The organism is Micromonospora sp. WMMD1128 (assembly GCF_027497235.1).
In the GTDB taxonomy this organism is placed as follows: domain Bacteria; phylum Actinomycetota; class Actinomycetes; order Mycobacteriales; family Micromonosporaceae; genus Micromonospora.
In genome coordinates this window covers 4,468,638-4,486,274 of the sequence record NZ_CP114902.1, presented here as the reverse complement: position 1 = coordinate 4,486,274, position 17,637 = coordinate 4,468,638, and the positions used below count along the sequence as shown (strand labels likewise).

Here is a 17,637-nt window from a genome sequence, read left to right as displayed (position 1 = left end):
GGCCCACCAGGGGCACCGGTCCCGGCCGGCCCGGGACGGCGGCGGCGTCGGAACGGACGGTGGATGGATTGCCCACCGCCCCCCGGAGGGTGCCCGCGTGACGCGGAACCCCTCCGGGGCCGGCGGTGTCGGATTCCCGGCTCGCCCTCAGCTCGTGGGGCTGGACGCCGCCCCACCGAGCGTCACCTTGAGAATCTTCTCGTTGCTGTTGTTCGGGATGCTGTCCTTGTCCCCGCCGGTGCTCGTGGTCAGCCACAGGTTGCCGTCGAGGGTCGGTTCGACGGTGCGCAGCCGGAAGTACGTCCCGACGAAGTACTGCTGGACGTTGGTGAGCGTGTTGCCGCTGATCTCCGCCCGGTACATCCGGTTGCCGCGCAGGCAGGCGATGTAGAGCACGTCCCGGACGATCGCGATGCCGCTGCACGAGGCGTCGGCCACCGGGTACGTCCGGATCGGGGCCCGGAAGTTCGGGTTGGCGCAGTCGCCGGAGGTGCCCTCGCAGACGGGCCAGCCGTAGTTGCCGCCCCGGACGATGATGTTGGTCTCGTCCATGACGTTGTTGCCGAACTCCTGCTCGAAGAGTCGGCCCTGGGAGTCGAAGGCGAGTCCCTGCGGGTTGCGGTGGCCGTAGCTCCACACGTAGTTGCCGAAGGGGTTGTCCGCCGGCACGGTGCCGTCGGGGTTGAGCCGCAGCACCTTGCCGCCCAGGTTCTTGGTGTCCTGGGCCACGTCCGGGTCCTGTCCGTCTCCGGCGGCGGCGTACAGCTTGCCGTCGGGGCCGAAGCGCAGCCGGCCGCCGTTGTGGTACTTGTTGCGCGGGATTCCGGTGACGAGCACCTGCCTGGTGTCGGTTTGCAGCGTGCCGTCGTAGCGGATGCGTACGATCCGGTTGTCGGTCGTGGTGGTGTGGTAGATGTACAGCCAGTGGTCGGTGGTGAAGGTGGCCGAGACGGCCAGCCCGAGCACGCCGCCCTCGCCGTTGGTGCCGGCCACGTTCGGCACGGTGCCGATGCTGTGCTTGTCGGTGCCGTCCGGGTTCATGGCGACGATGTCGAACAGGTCGCGCCGGCCGTAGAGGACCGTGCCGTCTGGTAGTTGCACCAGGCCCCAGGGCAGATCCCTCTCGGTGGTGACCGCCGTGGCGCCGCAGACCGGGCTCGTGCAGCCCGAGCCGGTGTGCGCGGTGACCGCGGCGCTCGCCGCCGAGACATTGCCCTGGGCGTCCCGGGCGGTCACCGTGTACCGGTAGTCGGTGTTCGGCGTCAGCCCGGTGTCGGTGAACGTGGTCGCCGGCGGGTTGCCGGCGGTGCCGGTGGTGGAGCCGACCGCCGTACCGTCGCGAAGGATGGTGTAGCCGGTGACCGCGACGTTGTCGGTGGAGGCCGACCAGGTGAGCGTCACGTCCGTACCGTTGACCGTCGCGGCCGGGTTGGTCGGCGTGCTGGGCGGAGACGTGTCCCGCTGGCAGAACGGCGGGGTGACCGAGAGCGTGGAGCTGGCCTGCGAGACGTTGCCGGCGGCGTCGCGGGCGTTGACGTACCAGCCCCAGGTGACACCTTGCACGACGCTGAGCGTGGCGGTCAGCGTCCGTCCGGAGACCGAGGTGACGAGTTGGCCGTCGTGGTAGATGTCGTAGAAGGCGACGCCGACGTTGTCCCGGGAGGCGTACCAGGAGAGCGTGACGGACTGGCAGGTCAGCCGGCTGCTGCGCAGGCCGGTCGGCCGGGTGGGTGGGCTGGTGTCGGCGGCCGGCCGGGCCGCCGGCCGGCTCCCGGTCGCCGCCGCGGCCGGCGCGGCGTTGGCGGGTACGCCGGTCAGGACGGTGCCGGCGCAGATCAGCAGGGCGAGTGGTACGCGGTGTCGGCGCTGGTGAAAAGTGGTGCGCACGGGTGCTTTTCCTTCCGGGGGTGCGTGGTCAGTACGGGTAGCCGGGGACGTTGAGTCGCACGCTGTACAGGCCGGAGTCGTTCGTCCGGCCGGAGGTGATGTAGAGGGTCTGCCGGTCGGGCCCGCCGAACGCCACGTTCGTGGTGCCGGCGCCGCCGGAGCGGATCGTGCCGAGCTGCGCGCCGGCGGGCGAGTAGACGTGGATCAGCCCGTCCGAGCCGGAGGCCCAGTAGACGTTGCCGGCGCAGTCGATGGTGACCCCGTCGGGCCCGCCGAGGTAGTTCACGAAGACGCTGCGGGCGCCGGTGCTGCCGTCGGGCTGGACGACGTACTTGTAGATCTTGTTCTCGGAGTAGGCGCCCACGTAGAGTGTGCTGCCGTCCGGGGAGAGCGCGATGCCGTTGGGTTGCCGCAGCCGGTCGTCCACGAGCAACACCTGGCCGCCGGAGACGCGGAAGACGCTGGTACGTCCGCTCATCTGGTCGGGTCGGTTGCCGCGCTGGAAGTTGGGGTCGGTGAAGTAGACGACGCCGTCGGAACGGACCGTGACGTCGTTGGGCGAGTTGAACGCCCGGCCCTGGTAGTCGGCGGCGACGGTGCTGCGGGCCCGGTCGCTCAGCCGGTATGCGGAGACGTTCCGCTGGTCGTGGGTGGCGGCGATGATCTGCTGGGCGTCGGGGCTGAGCGCCAGGCCGTTGCTGCCGGCGTCGGCGATGAAGGTGTCGAAGGTCCCCGGCGGGGTGAACCGGCGGATCGTGGCGGGCTGCACGTTGTCCGGCCCGGCGCCCGCGCCCATGTCGGACATCAGCAGGTAGCCGCCGTCGGCGATCCAGACCGGTCCTTCGAGGAACGAGAACCCGCTCCGGATCTTCGTGGCGGACACGGAGCTGGCCGGCAGGGGCGGGCCGTACCCGGTGCCGCCCGGGCAGACCCCGGGGGGCGCGCCGGGTGGGCCGGCGAGTGGTCGGGTGTGAGCGTTCACATCAGCGGCGTGCCGAAGGGGCGCGGCACCGGCGGGGCCTGCGGCGGTGGTGAGTGCGAGGCCCAGGCCGGCGAGTGCGGCGATGGTTGGACGCCAGGTCATCGGGTACTCCAATCGGGGTCGGTGAATGCGAGGCCCGTGGTTGCCGGTGAACTGGATCCGACCACCGACGCCTACTATTGATAGACATCGATGTCTACGTGACGCAGCTTAGGCGAGGAAGCGGCACCCCGCATCAGATCCCCACGATCACCTTCGGCACCTGCCCAACTCCACATCGGCGTCGACACGGACGGTGGGTGGATTGCCTGCTTGCTGAGCGGCCCGGATCCGACGTCTCGACGCCGCGCTGCGGCGCAGCCTCGCTCTGGCGGCGGGCTGGGGCCGTTATGGACCCTGTGGAAAGCCGTCATTGCTGACTCCGGCGCCGCCGTGCGACCATATATCGATGCATGCGGAACTCTTGCGTAGCAACAGATCCCGCCTACTGATGACCATGTCAGCGGCTGCCATGGTCATCGCATCCCTGGGTATCGCCGCACCGGCGTCCGCCGCGGTTTCCGACGGTCACTACTGTGGGTGGATCTCGCCGGACAGCCCGCCGGGAAAGACCGAGGATCCCAAGATCATCAATTTCACCGCATCTGTCCAGTGTGACGGTACGGTGCGTCGCGTCGACCTCACCGTGGAGTTGCTCTACCACGGGCTGGTCCCCGGCCCTGGCCAAACAGTGAACGGCCGGACGGAGGTGTGGCAGAACACCAACGTGACCCTGTTCGGTCTTGGCGTCAACAGCCCGGGTGCGCTCTGCGATTCGGGCTACTACTCGGGTCGAGCGACCGCCACCATCCAATTCCTCTCGGGGACTCCGGAGTTCATCACCAGAACGGCAGAGTCTCAGCTGGCATCGCTGACGTGTCCGCCACCGGATCTTCCCACCACCCCGCCGAGCGGGGCGGTGACGGTCATCAATCCAGGCACCCAGAGCTCGCTCAAGCCGGACCGCGTGGCGCTGCAGATGCAGGCCACCGGCGGGAGCGGGTCGTACACCTGGTCGGCGACCGGCTTGCCGCCTGGGTTGACCATCGACTCCTCGACCGGTCGGATCAGCGGCACACTCAGCACCATCGGCACCTATAACGTCACGGTCACGGCCGATGGAGGCGGACAGGGCAGTACCACCTTCACCTGGAGCGTCCGAAAAGAGTCCCCCTGCACGCGCTGCTGACCAACTGCCTTCACTGGGGAAGCTCTGGCTGCGGTGCCTCGGCCGCCCGCGCCCTCGACCAGCACCTGCCGCGCCGCGCCGCCGCCGCTGCTTCCTCGCAGGCGGACACCCGCCTGTGGGACGACCGGTCGGCTCCGGACGCCACCGTTCCGCCGGACGGGTGGCCGCTGGCGCCCGGCGAGAGGCACGACGCGATGGTCGACGCGTTCGCCTGGCTCCGGATCGCGGCACTTGTGGACGCCGGGCAGCGCGAGCAGGCGGTCGAGCTGCTCAGCACCACGATGGCCATCTCGGTGGACGAGGCGGCGAGGCTTGTTGACGGCCTGAGCGACGCGGGCGGGGAGCGTCGCCCCGACTGACCCACGTGGGGCGGGAAGTCCGCTCGGTCGATGATTGAGCATCTCCGGCTCATCGGTGATGATGAGGCGTGCGGAGCGTGCGGGTACGCCGACTGCTCGCAGTGATGGTCATCGGCGCGGCTGTCACCCTGCTCGCCCGGGTCGGCTGGGCGGTCCGCGCACGGGATCTCGACTGGGGCAACAAGGTCGCGGGCATCGCCGGATTCCTGATCCTGGCCGCCGGCACCCTGGCGGCGGTCCTGCGTCGGCTCATGGGATGGGCCCAGCCGAAGCCCCTGGCTACCATCGACATCGAGCAGGCTACCGAGAACCTGGCCGTGGCGCTCGGGCGCGTGTGGGCGAACGAGGAACGACTACGGCGGATCAACGATCCATGGCCGCTGCCGGTGCGCTGGGAGACCGTCGACGGTCCGGCCACCACCGCCGGCGGAACCGGCGCTCCGAGTCGCAGCACCGGCGTGTTCACCGACGTCGCGGCGTTCTTCACCGCCATGACCACACCACGGCTGGTCATCCTGGGCCGGGCCGGTTCGGGCAAGAGCGTGCTGGCGGCCCGGCTGGTCCGCGATCTCCTGGCCGCACGATCGGCCGGAGACCCCGCACCCGTCGTCGTGCCGCTGGGCAATTGGCAGGCCGGAGCGACACTGTCCCGGTGGCTGGCCGACGAACTGGTAAATCTCAGCCCGGCGCTCGCCACCCGGGTCCTGGCTGGAGACGACACGCCCGTCACTCTCGCTCAGGCGCTTGTCGACGCCGGCGGAATCCTTCCCGTCCTGGATGGCCTGGACGAGCTGTCCACGCCGGAACGCGCCTGGGTGATCGAGCAGATCAACGCCTACGGCTCGGACCGGCCGCTGGTGATGACGAGCCGACCGGAGGAGTACCGGCTCGCGGAGCATCACGCCGGGCGTTCGATAGCTCTGGCCACAGCGGTGCGTCTGCGTCCGCTGTCCACCGACGAGGTGCGGCGATATCTCCTGGATGCCACCGCAGGCGGTCGGACAGGGCGGTGGCAGGCCGTCTTCGATGACTTCTCCGCCGCCCCGGACGGCGCGCCGGCTCAGGTGCTGACGAACCCGCTGATGCTGTGGCTGGCCCGAACCGTGTACGAGCGCCGGCGCAACGATCCGACGGAGCTGCTCGGTCTTGCCGATGCGGCGGCGATGGAACAGCACCTGCTCGAAGCATTGATTCCCGCGGTCTACGCCGATCGGCCGGGGCCTACCGGGTTTCGCTGCCGCCCCAACCAGGCGCGGCGGTGGCTGGCCGCGCTGGCCGCCGACCTGAACCGCGCGGACAGCCGAGATCTCGCCTGGTGGCGGATGGCCGATCCGAATGTCGCCTGGGTATCGCTCATCGCGGCGGTGCGCTCCGCCGTACGCATGGCACTTCTCTGGGGCGTCGTCGCCCTCGTCGTCGCCATGGACGCCGCGGACGCGGGGCGGAACCTCTTCGTCGAGATGGGCAGACTGGCGTCAGCAGGCCCCGTCGGTGTCCCCCTCCCGCCGGAAGTGCCGAAGGAAATCGACTTCTTGTTCGAGCCTTCCTGGCTGCCGGAGGTTGACGTCGGCGTGCTGTTCGAACCGGGCATCTTCGCGTGGTGGGTGGTGCTGTGGATGATCCTGGGTGGCACGCTCACCGCGTTGGGCCGCGCCGTAATGGTCCCGCAACTGCCCTCGTCCTTGGAACGCCGCCGTCTGCCCTGGCGGCTCCGGCTGGCGATGGCCTGGGCCGCCGCCGCGCTCACCGGGCTGGTAACCATCGGCGTGCTGCGGACCTGGCAACCACAGGTGACGGTGCCGAAGCTCAACGGTTTCCTGCTGGTGGCAACGGTGTTCGGTGTCCTTGTGGCGGCGAACGCTCCGACGTGGCTGGTGCAGCCGGTGGACGTCTCCCGCGCCGTCGGGCCCGCGCAGCTCATGCGAATGGACAGACGCGCCGGACTGATCGCCATGGTCGGTAGGCGCGCCCTCCACACGATCCTCGTCTGGCTGATCGCCGGCCCCGTCATGCTCGTCGGATACCTGGTCTATGTCATGACCGACACCGCTGGGACCCTGATCTTCAGCGCCTTCGGCCCCGCGTCCCAGCGCTTCGCGGCGGTTCGGCTGTCCTACGCGCTCAGGTTCCGCCTGCCCTGGCGGCTCATGCCATTTCTGATCGACGCCCACCGGCGTGGCGTCCTGCGGCAGATCGGCGCCGTCTACCAGTTTCGTCACCTTCGGCTCCAGAACCACCTCGCCGAGGCCGACGCCAACAGCCTCGTGCAGAAGCGCGTGGAACAGTTCGTCACCTGGATCGAACGGCGGCGAAACCTTCCCCGAGCGGGTGCGCTGGTCATGCAGCCGCTGCCCTGGTCCCGGCAACGCTGGCGCGACCCCGCCCTGGCCGCGAGGCTCGCCGCCCGCCCGTCGGCTCCCGGCGCCCACGTCGCTGAGCCGCTCGACGGATGGCTCACCGACTGGACCGTCGCCCAGACCTGGCAGTTGGGTCCCTGGCGTCGACTGGCCGACGGCAGCGCCATGCTTCCCGGCGAGCAGGTGAGACTTCACCTGCGCCTGCATCCTGTGGCGCTGCTTGTCCGGACGGCCGCACCCGGCGTCGTCATCGGCCTGTTCCTCCTTCCGTGTCTCTCCCTGCTGATTCCGAGCCGCCTCCTGCTGGCGGGCGTGCTGCTCATCGCCGTGGTTGTGCCGGTCTTCCTCTCCTCCCACGATCATGTGACCGTCACCGACCGGCGGATGCTTGTGGTGGCGCTGTCTGACCGTGTCGAGGTGCCCCTGCAACGGATCATCGATCTGCGATACGAGCATTCCCCACTGGGTCGGCTGTTCGGCTACGGACAGATAGAGGTCATCACCGCTGACGTCGCCGGGGGCGGCGCGACAGTCCGACGGGTCAACCGCCGAAGTGTCGGCTGGCATGACGTGGCGGCAACCGCCGACGGGACAGTCGTCGCCCATCTCAAGGGTGTCCGAGATCCGTACCGCACCTGTGAGCTGATCCGTCGCCTGCTCGAACCAGGAGACGGCCCGTCCGCTCCACAGAATGTCCATGACGGGCCCGCCGCCGCGCCGCCCACGAGCCCCACGCCCACCTGAGTGCGCGACCTGCCCGCATCCGGTGAACCCTCTGGTTCGGGCACCCCATCAACACGTCGACCATGCCCTGAACAAGCCTCGACTATTCCTCTCCGGCGGGACAGAGCACTCGGCGTACGGCGTCACGCAGCCACTGATGGGCACCGTCGACGCTGTGGCGTGGGTGCCAGGCCATGCCGATCGTCAGTGGTGGCAGTGGCAGCGGGATCGCCAGCAGGCGCAGTCCCAGCGCGTGCGCCGTGTCGCTGAGCCGTGACGGAGGCTCGCCCGGCAGGGCGGTCGGCACCAGGCAGACCATGTCCTCGGCTGCGGCCAGCATCATCGCGGCGAGGTGTCCGGGCAGGACGGCGCGGACCTGACGACTGAGCCCCTGCGCGGCCAGGGCCGTATCAAGCGGCCCGGTGAAGCGTCCGCGGCGGCTGACCGCCACGTGCTCGGCCGCGGCGAGCCTGGCGGCCGTCAGAACTCCTTCGGTCAGGGGGTGCCCAGCCCTGACACCGGCCGCCATCCGCAGGGTGACGAGTTCTTCGACCCGAGTCTCCGGGTCGACGTGGTCGATGGCCCCGATCTCCAGGTCGATCCGTCCGTCACGCAGTGCGGGGCCGGCCTCCCACTCCTCCGCCAGCACCCGCAGTGAAACACCCGGCGCCTGGCGTCGGGCGAGCCGGAGCAGACCGGGCGCGACCGCGGCACCGACCAGGTCCGCAGCCTGCACGGTGAAGGTGCGCCGCAGTGCCGCGGGGTCGATCCCGCCGCTCGGGGCGAGCAACGCCTCCAGCCGGCGTACCACCGCTGCGGCCTCGTCCCGCAGCGCCTCGGCGCGCGGAGTGGGCACCATCGTCTGTCCGGCCCGCACAAGTAGTGGATCTCGGAGCACCCGGCGCAGCCGGGCCAGGGTACGGCTCATCGCCGCGGGGGAGGTCCGCAGCCGCGCGGCGGCGCGGGTGACGCTCTGCTCGGTCAGGAGGGCGTCGAGAGCGACGGCGAGGTTGGCGTCAAGGTTCGAGGTTGGGCTGCTCACCGCACTTATTCCACTTCAGGCAATGATTGGATGCTGAGGTTCCCATTGTGGCAACACGGCGGTCACCGGACGATGAGTGGGTCCTGCCGATCCAACAAATCGAGGTTTCATGATCGTCATTACCGGTCCCACCGGGAACATCGGGCGGCAGTTGCTGTCGCTGCTGATCGAGGCCGCACCCGCACGCCGCGAGGAGTTGCGTGTCGTCGTCCGGGATCCGGCCCGGCTGCCCGAGGCCGTCCGTGGACGGGTCGAGGTGGTCGTCGGCTCGCACGGCGACGCCGCGACCGTGGAGCGAGCCTTCGCCGGGGCGGACGCCGTCTTCTGGCTGGTGCCGCCGGACGCCTCCGTCCCGCCCGACGAAGCCTACAGCGGCTTCACGCGCCCGGCCGCGCGGGCTTTCGCCGCTCACGGCGTCGGCCATGTGGTCGCCGTCTCGGCGCTCGGCCGTGGAACCCCGCAGGCCGCCCGGGCCGGGCTGGTCACCGCCTCCCTGGCCATGGACGACCTGATCGCGGGCTCCGGTGTCGCCTACCGCGCCCTGGCCTGCCCGTCCTTCTTCGAGAACCTGCTGGAGGAGGTCGACTCGATCCGCGACGACGGCGTCTTCACCGACACCGTCGCCGCGGACCGTCCGTCCCCCATGGTGGCCGTCGCCGACATCGCCGCCACCGCGGCCGGGCTGCTGTCGGACCGCGCGTGGGCCGGCGTGGGCCATGTCCCTGTGCTCGGCCCGCAGGACCTCTCGCCCAACGATCTGGCCCGCATCATGACCGAGGAACTGGGCCGTCCGGTCCGCTATCAGCGTCAGTCGCTCGACGAACTGCGCTCCAGCATGCTCGGCTACGGCCTCAACGAGGCGTTCGTCGAGGCGATGGTCGACATGAAACGCGCCAAGGACGACGGCCTGGACTCCGGCGTCGACCGCTCCCCGCAGGCGGAGCCGGCAACCGCGTTCGCGCAGTGGTGCGCCCGAACGCTCCGGCCCGCTGTCCTCGCCACGAAGGAGATCGTCGATGCCCACTGAGCGTACCGAGTCGCCGGTCACCGCTTTCATGCTTGTCAAGACCACGCCCGAGTGGTTGGCGATGACCGTGGCCGAGCGCGTCGAGGCATTCACCACCCACGTTCTCCCCGTCATCCAGGCCCGCACCCGCGGTGTCCGCTCCCGCTTCTACGACACGGAGTTCTACTCCGCGCGGGTCACCGACATCTGGGTCTGGGAGGCGGACGACCACGACGCCTACCGCCTGCTGATCGACGCGCTGCGTGAGACTCCCTTCTGGGACCGCTACTTTCAGGTCGTCGACCTGCTCGTGGGCATCGAGAACGGCTACGCCCGCACCTACGGCCTGGAGCCCCTGGCGACCCTCGCCACCTGACGCTTCTGCGCGTCGGCGTGACGGTGTAGGGATGTCCGTGCGGGTGGTGCGGTATGCCACTGGATACGTGTGCCGGCCACCACCGACCGAGACGAGGAGTTGCCATGACCGAGGTCGTCACCTACCGGCCCGAGCCGGCGGAGATGTCGTACACCTTCGGCGGCCGGGAGCCGGTCCTGCGGGTCCGGCCCGGCACCATCGTGCAGCTCTACACCGAGGACTGCTACGGCGGTCGGGTGCGGGGGATCGACGACCTGCCGTCACGGGTGTGTGAGTTCCCCTACCTCAACCCGGTGACCGGGCCGATCCACGTCGAGGGCGCCGAGCCGGGGGACACGCTCGCGGTGCACGTGGTGGCCATCGAACCGGCCCGGGACTGGGCGGTCTCCAGCACCTTCCCGCACTTCGGCGCGCTGACCGGCACGCGCACCACGGCTACGCTGCACCCACCGCTGGAGGAGCTGGTCTGGGTGTACGACGTCGACGTCGCCGCCGGCACCGTGACGTACCGGGCCCGGCGCGGCGACCACACGGTGGCGCTGCCGCTGGACCCGATGCACGGAACCATGGGGGTGGCGCCGGCGGCGTTCGAGTCGCGGATGACGATCGTGCCGGACGCCCACGGCGGCAACATGGACTCGCCCGAGCTGCGGGCCGGCGTGACCGCGTACTTCGGGGTCAACGTGCCGGGCGCGCTGTTCGCGGTGGGTGACGGTCACTGCCGGCAGGGCCACGGTGAGGTGTGTGGCAGCGGGGTCGAGGCGGCGATGCACACCACGCTGATCCTCGACCTGGTGAAGGGCGTGCCGACGCCGTGGCCGCGCCTGGAGTCCGACGACGCGCTGATGAGCACCGGCTCGGCCCGGCCGCTGGAGGACGCGTACCGGATCAGCCAGCACGACCTGGTCACCTGGACGGCCGAGCTGGTGGGATTGGACCAGCTCGACGCCTACCAGCTGGTCAGCCAGGCCGGTGAAGCGCCGGTGGGCAACGTCTGCGACCCGAACTACACGATGCTGGCCCGGGTGGCCCGGCGCTATCTGGGCGGGGTGACCGCGTACGACGGCGTGCACGCGCGGCTGCGCGAGACGGGCCGGGCCCACCTGGCCCACCGTTGACCGTCGACGCGGCCCGCCCTGCGACCGCGCACCCGGCACCGGGAGGACGACGTCACCACGGAAGACCTGCAGGGCGCCGAGCAGTTCGAGGCGAAGCCGCACATCCCCGTCCACCCCACGATCGTCACCCGCGCGCCCCGCACCGCCAAATCCGGGGCCGGTGCCTCGTGCGCGGCCGTGTGAGCGGCGTGTGCGGGCCGTGTGAGCGGGCGGGACGACGCTTGCGGTCCAGGGCGCGGACGGCCACCTCGGGTTCTCCGACGGCGACCGGCGGTGGGTGGTGACCGGCTACGCACTGGCGTTCTGAGTTGACCAGACCCATGGAGAGCTGAGGAGAACGTCATGAGAGCAGCACAGTTCCGCGAGTTCGGCGGCCCCGAGGTCCTGACGATCGTCGACCTGCCGGATCCGCATCCGGGCCCCGGCCAGGTCCGCATCGTCGTGCGCGCGGTGGGGATCAGCGCGACGGACACCAAGGTGCGCGCCGGGACCGTGAGCTTCGGGGCGGAGCTGCCGCAGACGACGGGGCGCGACGTCGCCGGCGTGGTCGACGAGGTGGGCGAGGGCGTCACCGACGTGACCGTCGGCGACCGGGTCTTCGGCATCTCCGACGACGGCGCCGCCGCGGCCGAACTGGCGTTGCTGACGTTCCGGGCGGTGATCCCCCGGTCGCTGGGCTTCGTCGACGCCGCCGCGCTGCCCGTCGCGCTGGAGACGGCGACCCGAGTCATCGATCAACTCGGCGTCACCGCCGGCACCACCCTGTTCGTCAACGGCGCGTCCGGTGGCATCGGCAGCACGGCCGTGCAGCTCGCCGCCGCCCGCGGCGCCCGGGTGATCGGCGCGGCCAGTGCCGCCAACCAGAACTACCTCAGGCTGCTCGGCGCACAGCCGGTGATCTACGGCGACGGCATGGTGGATCGGGTCCGGGCCCTCGCACCGGACGGAGTCGACGTCGCGTTCGACGTCGCGGGGAACGGGATCCTGCCCCAACTCGTCGGCCTGGCCGGCGACGCCCGGAACGTGGTGACGATCGCCGACATCGAGGGCGCCAAGGAACACGGTGTGCACTTCAGCAACGGCTTCGTCGACGGTCACGGCTTCCGTTCACTCGCCGACATCGGTGAGTTGATCGAGGCTGGTCGGTTCTGGCTCCCCGTCGACCGCACCTTCCCCTTCGACCGGATCGCCGAGGCGCACCGCGCCAGCGAGAACGCCCACGTGCGGAGCCGGTTGGCGCTCGTGCTCGGCTGAGGTCGGAGGCCGGGGCCAGCCTGCCCGACGTCCGCCGGGCGGGGCCACCACGAGCAACGTGGCGAAGGGGAGGCCGCGCCGTCGGCTACCCGGACCTGCTGACTCCGAGCTGAGCGCGCCCGGCGTGGGCGTGCCCCGGCCGCCCCGCGGAGAGCCGGCCGGGCGAGACTGTGTCCGAAGCCGGCGGCAGTGGCGATCACGCCGGAGAGGAGCCGTGCCTGGGCGAGCGCGGGCGAGGGCACGGCGGAGCGGCTGGCGGGGGTGTCACCCGCAGATGCGGGGGCGGCGTCAGCGACAAGCGGAATGGCGGTCAGCACCCCGAGCAGGGCCACGACGATCCGGCGCCGACGGTGGGCAACGGTCGTGGCGCGCGCGTCGTCGGAAGCCGGTGGAGTCGAACCGCTGTCCATCCTTGCCTCCGGTGCGAGGGGAGCCTACCGAGGTAACGTCGCAGACCGCCGTCAGGTGGTGGGAGCAGCAGGGCAGGTGACCCACGAGTTGCTCCATTTATGGACATGCATCTATCCTTGGCAGCCCATCGACTGCCAGCGTAGGCAATCGACTATCGTCGAAACGCTTCGACAACCCAGCGTGACGGTTGGTTCGAAGACGGGAGATGCTTGTGAAGTCCACATTGAGAAAGGTTCAGTTCGCCATACTCTCCGGCGTACTGGCGCTGGCCGGATCCGCCGCCGTGATGACGAGTTCCGCGTCGGCCGACAGCATGGCCCAGGTGAACGCCACCCAACTCGTCGCCAACATGGGGGCGGGCTGGAATCTGGGCAACACCCTCGAGGCCAACGCCAACGGGATCCCCAGCGAGACGGCATGGGGCAACCCGGTCGTGACGCAGGCGTTCATCGACCGGGTGAAGGCGGCGGGATTCAAGACGATCCGGATCCCGGTGTCGTACCTGGGAAACATCGGGTCCGCCCCGAACTACACGATCAGCTCCGCCTGGCTGAACCGGATCCAGGAGATCGTCGACTACGCCTACGGTCGCGGCCTGTACGTGCTGATCAACATGCACGGTGACGGCTACAAGACCATCACCGGCTCGTGGCTGATCTGCGACTCGTCCAACCAGACCACGATCAAGGACAAGTACCAGAAGGTCTGGCAGCAGGTCGCGACCAGGTTCCAGAGCTACAGCGAGCGCCTCATCTTCGAGTCCATGAACGAGGAGTTCGACGGGCAGTACGGCAATCCGACCCAGCCGTGCTACTCGAACATCAACGCCTACAACCAGATCTTCGTGGACACGGTGCGCCGGACCGGCGGGAACAACGCCTCGCGCTGGCTGCTCGTCCCCGGCTGGAACACCAACATCGACTACACCGTGGGCAACTACGGCTTCGTGCTGCCGACGGACCAGTACCGGTCGTCGTCAGTGCCCGCCAACGAGCAGCGGCTCATGATCTCCGTGCACTACTACGACCCCTGGGACTTCGCCGGCGAGGAGAACGGCACCATCACGCAGTGGGGGCCGGCCGCCACCAACCCGGCGCGGAAGTCGACCTGGGGACAGCAGGACTTCATGGACGCCCAGCTCAAGAAGGTGCGCGACACGTTCGTCTCGCGTGGATACCCGGTGTTCGTCGGTGAGTACGGTTCGGTCGACAAGACGTCTGCCGACTCGACGAACAACAGGTACCGCGCGGACTACGCGCGCACGCTGGTGTCCACCGCCAAGAAGTACGGGGCGGCCACCGCCTACTGGGACAACGGCTACAACGGGGCGTACGGGTTCGGGTTGTTCAACCGCAGCAGCGCCACGGTCACCCAGCAGGGCATCATCGACGCCATCATGAGCGCCGTCGGTGGCGGCACCCCAACCACCGCCCCGCCGACGACGACCCCGCCCACGACGACCCCGCCGACGACGACCCCGCCCACGACCACGCCGCCGACGAGTCCGCCGCCGAACGGGCGGTCCTGTTCGGCGTCGTACACCGTGACCGGTTCGTGGCAGGGCGGCTTCCAGGCCGAGGTACGGGTGACCGCCGGTGGTTCGGCGATCAGCGGTTGGACGGTGACCTGGACGTACGCGAACGGGCAGCAGGTGACGCAGGCGTGGAACGCGACGGTGACCAGCAGCGGGTCGACGGTTACCGCCCGCAACGTCAGTTACAACGGTTCGATAAGCGCCGGCGGTAGCGCGACCTTCGGCTTCCTGGGATCGTCGAGCGGCACCAACGGCGTACCGTCGTTGTCCTGCGCGGCGAGCTGAGCAGGCCGTGACCGACGGGCCGGGCGTCACGGACGCCCGGCCCACGCGGTCGCGGTCAGGTCCGTCGGGCCGGCAACGGCGTCCGGGTGAGATGACTCAGGCGGACCGCTGCGCGGTGTCGTCGGCGCGGAGGTGGTCCAACTCGGCGAGGTACATCGCCTGCATGCGGTCGTAGTGCCGGACCAGCAGCCGGACCTCCTCGACGCGGTAGCCCTCGATGAGCCGCCGCGCCCGCTCGGCGAAGCGCTCGTACGGTCGCTCGATCTCGGCGATCCGCTCCGGCCGCGGGGTGACGATGACCCGCCGCCGGTCCGCCGGATCGCGCTCGGCCGTCACGTAGCCTGCCTGTTGCAGGCGGCGGAGCATGCTGGTGACCGCCCCGGTGGTGAGGTTGGTGCGCTCGGCGATCTGCCCCGCGGTGGCGGATCCGACGTCCGCGAGGTGGTCCAGGCATTCCAGATCGCTCACGGTGAGGCCCAGTCGCTCCGCGACGGCGTACCGGAACACCGTGGACAGCCGCGACGTCTCCCGCCCGGCGCGCATGAGGTGGGCGATCGCGGCGGCACGGTCCGGCTCGTGGGACATCCCGCAATCATGCCTCCGGCACGGTGACCCGGTGCAGCCGAGGCAACACGCGGGTCAGCAACCAGTGCGGTGCGGCGGCGTCTCCGGTGAGGCGGCGCATCAGCGTGGCGGCGGAGCCGACGGCGCGGAAGGCGTACGGCATCATCTCGTCCTGGTATCCGGCGATCGCCTCCTCCACCGGCGTGCCGTTCGCGCGGGCCTCGACCAGCCGGCGGCCGAGCAGGGCGGCGTCGCGGAGCGCGGTGTTGCCGCCGTGCGCGCCGAACGGCGGCATGACGTGCACGGCGTCGCCCATCATCGTCGCCCGGGGCACCGCCCACCGGCGTGGCCGCCGGCCGGTGGCGAAGAGGTTGAGCACCGTGGCGTCCAACTCGGCCGTGTCGACCAGCCGCCGGACGAGCGGGTGGAAATCCGCACTCATCCGGGCCGCCAACTTCCACAGCGTCCGCAGGTCCCCGCGGGCGCCGACGGGCAGCTCCTCCCGCCGGAGCAGCAGTGCCCACATGACGTAGTCGTCGCCGGTGGGGGCGTAGCTGCCCGGGGCCAGGCGCGCGAACGCCTCCGACGGGCTCTCGCCGAACCGCATGGAGGTGAAGAAGAAGGCGCGGCCCGGCCGGTCGGCGATGGCCAGGACCCCGCTGGTACGCAGCGCGTCCGGGATGACGCTCGCGCCGTCGCGCCACAGCGGCGACCGGCCGTAGATGCCCACCATCGGGGTGTCCGCCGGTTCGGCGTCCGGCATCAGCTGCGCGCGTAGCGCCGAGCCGACGCCGTCCGCGCCCACCACGACGGTTGCCGTCACCGCCCCACCGTCGGAGAACCGCAGCCGCAGCCCGGCCGGACCGTCGCCGTCCACCGCGACGGCGGCCTTGCCGTAGTGGATCCGCCCGTCCAGCCCGGACTGCAGGATCGACCGCAGGGTCAGCCGGTCCACTTGCCGGGTCTCGTGCGGGTCGTCCTTGAAGGTGATCGTGAAGGCGTCCCGCAACCGGCTGTCGGTGAAGCGCATGTGCCCGCCGGGCTCGTCGCCGGTGGCGAGCGCCAGCCGGTACAGCGGGCGGGGCAGGCTCTCGCGCAGCGCTTCCAGCCCGTACCGGTCGAGGATGATCCGGTAGCCCTGCCGCCGGACGAACGGCCCCGGGTCCCGTTCGTAGACGTGCACGTCGATGCCGGAACGCATCAGATAGTGGGCGAGGCAGAGTCCGGAGAGTCCGGCGCCGGCGATCGCCACCGAGAAGTCTGTCGATATGGTCACCCAGTTATCTTAACCATTAAGATGATTTCCGCGCGGGTCAGATCATGCCGGCACGCAGCGCGTACGCGACCGCATGGGAACGGTTGCGTAGCTTGAGCCGGTGCGTGACGCCGTAGATGACGTTCTTGACGGTCCGCTCCGAGTAGCAGAGCTTGCCGGCGATCTCACCGGTGTCGAATCCGTCCGCCATCAGGCGGAGCACGTCGACCTCGCGGGGGGTGAGGCCGGAGGCGTTCAGGCCGTGCGGGGCGAGCACCTCACGCTGGAGCCGCTCGATGTGCTTGAGCAGCTCGCCGACCAGGTTCGGCGGCATGATGCCGCCGCCGCCGGCCGCGGCCACCACGCTGTGCGCCAGCCGGTCGGCGGTCACCGCCGCGCGCGGCAGGATGGCCACCACCCGGCACTCCACCGCCGTGAGCAACTCGCTCTCGGTGATCTCCCGGAGTACGAGGACCACCGGCAGGCCGGTCTCGGCGGCCGAGCGGCGCAGCATCGCCACCACGTCCACGGTCAGCTGCTCGCAGCCGAACACCAGCACCTGCGCACCGGTGCGGTCGTCGGCGGGCAACAGTTCGAGCGCCGGACAGGACCGCAGGAAGCTGTCCAGCCCCGCGTAGCTGAACGGGTCGGACGCCTGTAGGACGAGTCTGACCTTTTCCACCGAAACCTCCGTGTCTCCTGGTAGCGGTGGAAGTCTGCGGACCGGCCCTTCAGAAAATCTCCACGCCGCCTTCACGGCCCATCCTCGGCACGTGAAGGTGTCCGGTCCGGAGCTCAGCCACAGGTCGGCCGGGCGGTGCCCGGCGGCATCAGCCGAGCCCGGCGCAACGCCTCGATGTACTTGGGGATCTCGGTCGCGGCCAACTCCAGCCGGCCGGGCGCGAGCTGATCGGCGAAGATGGCGTCGACGACGTCCAGGGCGAGGTCGTCGGGGATCTCATCCACCCGCTGGGTCGGCACGTGCTGCCAGATGCGCAGGATCCGCAGCCGGGCCCGCACCGCCGAGAGAGTGCGTTCCAGCTCGGCGATGGCCTCGTCGGCCTGGTCCGGCGCCAGCACGAACCGCCCCTCACGGGCGAGGGTGAGCAGAAGCTCGCCGGCGAACGGGTTCGACGGAGCTCTCGGATCAGCCGACACCCGGCGAGTGCACCAGCTCCATGATGGAGAGGGAAGGCGCCGGCAGCGGAACTGCCCGGACTCCGGCCCGGTCTGCCCGCTCTTTCGTCCTACCACGA

Annotated in this window: 15 protein-coding genes; 8 read left to right on the top strand and 7 right to left on the bottom strand. The window is 70.3% G+C overall.

What is annotated here, in order from left to right; genetic code table 11:
* Positions 1–147 precede the first annotated feature (147 nt).
* A complete protein-coding gene (locus O7602_RS19815) occupies positions 148–1,887 on the bottom strand; it encodes a PQQ-dependent sugar dehydrogenase (protein WP_281584135.1) in 1,740 nt (579 codons plus the stop codon).
* A gap of 28 nt (positions 1,888–1,915) precedes the next feature.
* Positions 1,916–2,971 carry an SMP-30/gluconolactonase/LRE family protein gene (locus tag O7602_RS19810; protein ID WP_281584134.1) on the bottom strand — a complete coding sequence of 352 codons (1,056 nt, stop codon included), beginning with the start codon at positions 2,969–2,971 and terminating at the stop codon, positions 1,916–1,918.
* Between the two features lie 346 nt (positions 2,972–3,317).
* Between O7602_RS19810 and O7602_RS19805 the strand changes: the two genes are divergently transcribed.
* From O7602_RS19805 to O7602_RS19795, 3 genes are all read left to right on the top strand, one after another.
* Positions 3,318–4,097, top strand: coding sequence for an Ig domain-containing protein (locus O7602_RS19805; protein WP_281584133.1), 780 nt, complete (start codon positions 3,318–3,320; stop codon positions 4,095–4,097).
* Between the two features lie 194 nt (positions 4,098–4,291).
* On the top strand, positions 4,292–4,456 hold the full coding sequence (locus O7602_RS19800) for a hypothetical protein (protein ID WP_281584132.1): 165 nt from the start codon (positions 4,292–4,294) through the stop codon (positions 4,454–4,456).
* Positions 4,457–4,524: 68 nt separating this feature from the next.
* A complete protein-coding gene (locus O7602_RS19795) occupies positions 4,525–7,557 on the top strand; it encodes an NACHT domain-containing protein (protein ID WP_281584131.1) in 3,033 nt (1,010 codons plus the stop codon).
* A gap of 82 nt (positions 7,558–7,639) precedes the next feature.
* On the opposite strand, the gene O7602_RS19790 is transcribed toward O7602_RS19795, so the two are convergent.
* The gene (locus O7602_RS19790; RefSeq protein ID WP_281584130.1) at positions 7,640–8,578 is read right to left on the bottom strand and encodes a LysR substrate-binding domain-containing protein; all 939 of its coding nucleotides are present in this window, start codon (positions 8,576–8,578) and stop codon (positions 7,640–7,642) included.
* Positions 8,579–8,687: 109 nt separating this feature from the next.
* On the opposite strand from O7602_RS19790, the gene O7602_RS19785 reads away from it, so the two are divergent.
* The 5 genes from O7602_RS19785 to O7602_RS19765 all read left to right on the top strand — a co-directional run bounded on the left by O7602_RS19785 (position 8,688) and on the right by O7602_RS19765 (position 14,562).
* A complete protein-coding gene (locus O7602_RS19785; RefSeq protein ID WP_281584129.1) occupies positions 8,688–9,605 on the top strand; it encodes an NAD(P)H-binding protein in 918 nt (305 codons plus the stop codon).
* Complete coding sequence (locus tag O7602_RS19780; RefSeq protein WP_281584128.1) at positions 9,595–9,960, top strand: darcynin family protein; 366 nt, start codon at positions 9,595–9,597, stop codon at positions 9,958–9,960. Before O7602_RS19785 ends, O7602_RS19780 begins: the two co-directional genes overlap by 11 nt.
* Before the next feature lie 104 nt (positions 9,961–10,064).
* Positions 10,065–11,078, top strand: a complete 1,014-nt coding sequence (locus O7602_RS19775; protein WP_281584127.1) for an acetamidase/formamidase family protein — start codon at positions 10,065–10,067, stop codon at positions 11,076–11,078.
* A gap of 342 nt (positions 11,079–11,420) precedes the next feature.
* Positions 11,421–12,332 carry an NADP-dependent oxidoreductase gene (locus tag O7602_RS19770; protein WP_281584126.1) on the top strand — a complete coding sequence of 304 codons (912 nt, stop codon included), beginning with the start codon at positions 11,421–11,423 and terminating at the stop codon, positions 12,330–12,332.
* A gap of 634 nt (positions 12,333–12,966) precedes the next feature.
* Positions 12,967–14,562, top strand: coding sequence for a cellulase family glycosylhydrolase (locus O7602_RS19765; protein WP_281584125.1), 1,596 nt, complete (start codon positions 12,967–12,969; stop codon positions 14,560–14,562).
* A 96-nt stretch (positions 14,563–14,658) separates the two neighbouring features.
* Here O7602_RS19765 and O7602_RS19760 read toward each other — a convergent pair whose 3' ends face one another.
* The 4 genes from O7602_RS19760 to O7602_RS19745 all read right to left on the bottom strand — a co-directional run bounded on the left by O7602_RS19760 (position 14,659) and on the right by O7602_RS19745 (position 17,539).
* The gene (locus O7602_RS19760; protein ID WP_281584124.1) at positions 14,659–15,147 is read right to left on the bottom strand and encodes a MarR family transcriptional regulator; all 489 of its coding nucleotides are present in this window, start codon (positions 15,145–15,147) and stop codon (positions 14,659–14,661) included.
* 7 nt (positions 15,148–15,154) lie between these two features.
* Positions 15,155–16,402, bottom strand: coding sequence for an NAD(P)/FAD-dependent oxidoreductase (locus O7602_RS19755; protein WP_281584123.1), 1,248 nt, complete (start codon positions 16,400–16,402; stop codon positions 15,155–15,157).
* 37 nt (positions 16,403–16,439) lie between these two features.
* Positions 16,440–17,063, bottom strand: coding sequence for a response regulator transcription factor (locus O7602_RS19750; RefSeq protein ID WP_281584122.1), 624 nt, complete (start codon positions 17,061–17,063; stop codon positions 16,440–16,442).
* 113 nt (positions 17,064–17,176) lie between these two features.
* Entirely contained in the window at positions 17,177–17,539 is a 363-nt protein-coding gene (locus tag O7602_RS19745; RefSeq protein ID WP_281584121.1) for a hypothetical protein, read from the bottom strand.
* Positions 17,540–17,637: the final 98 nt, after the last annotated feature.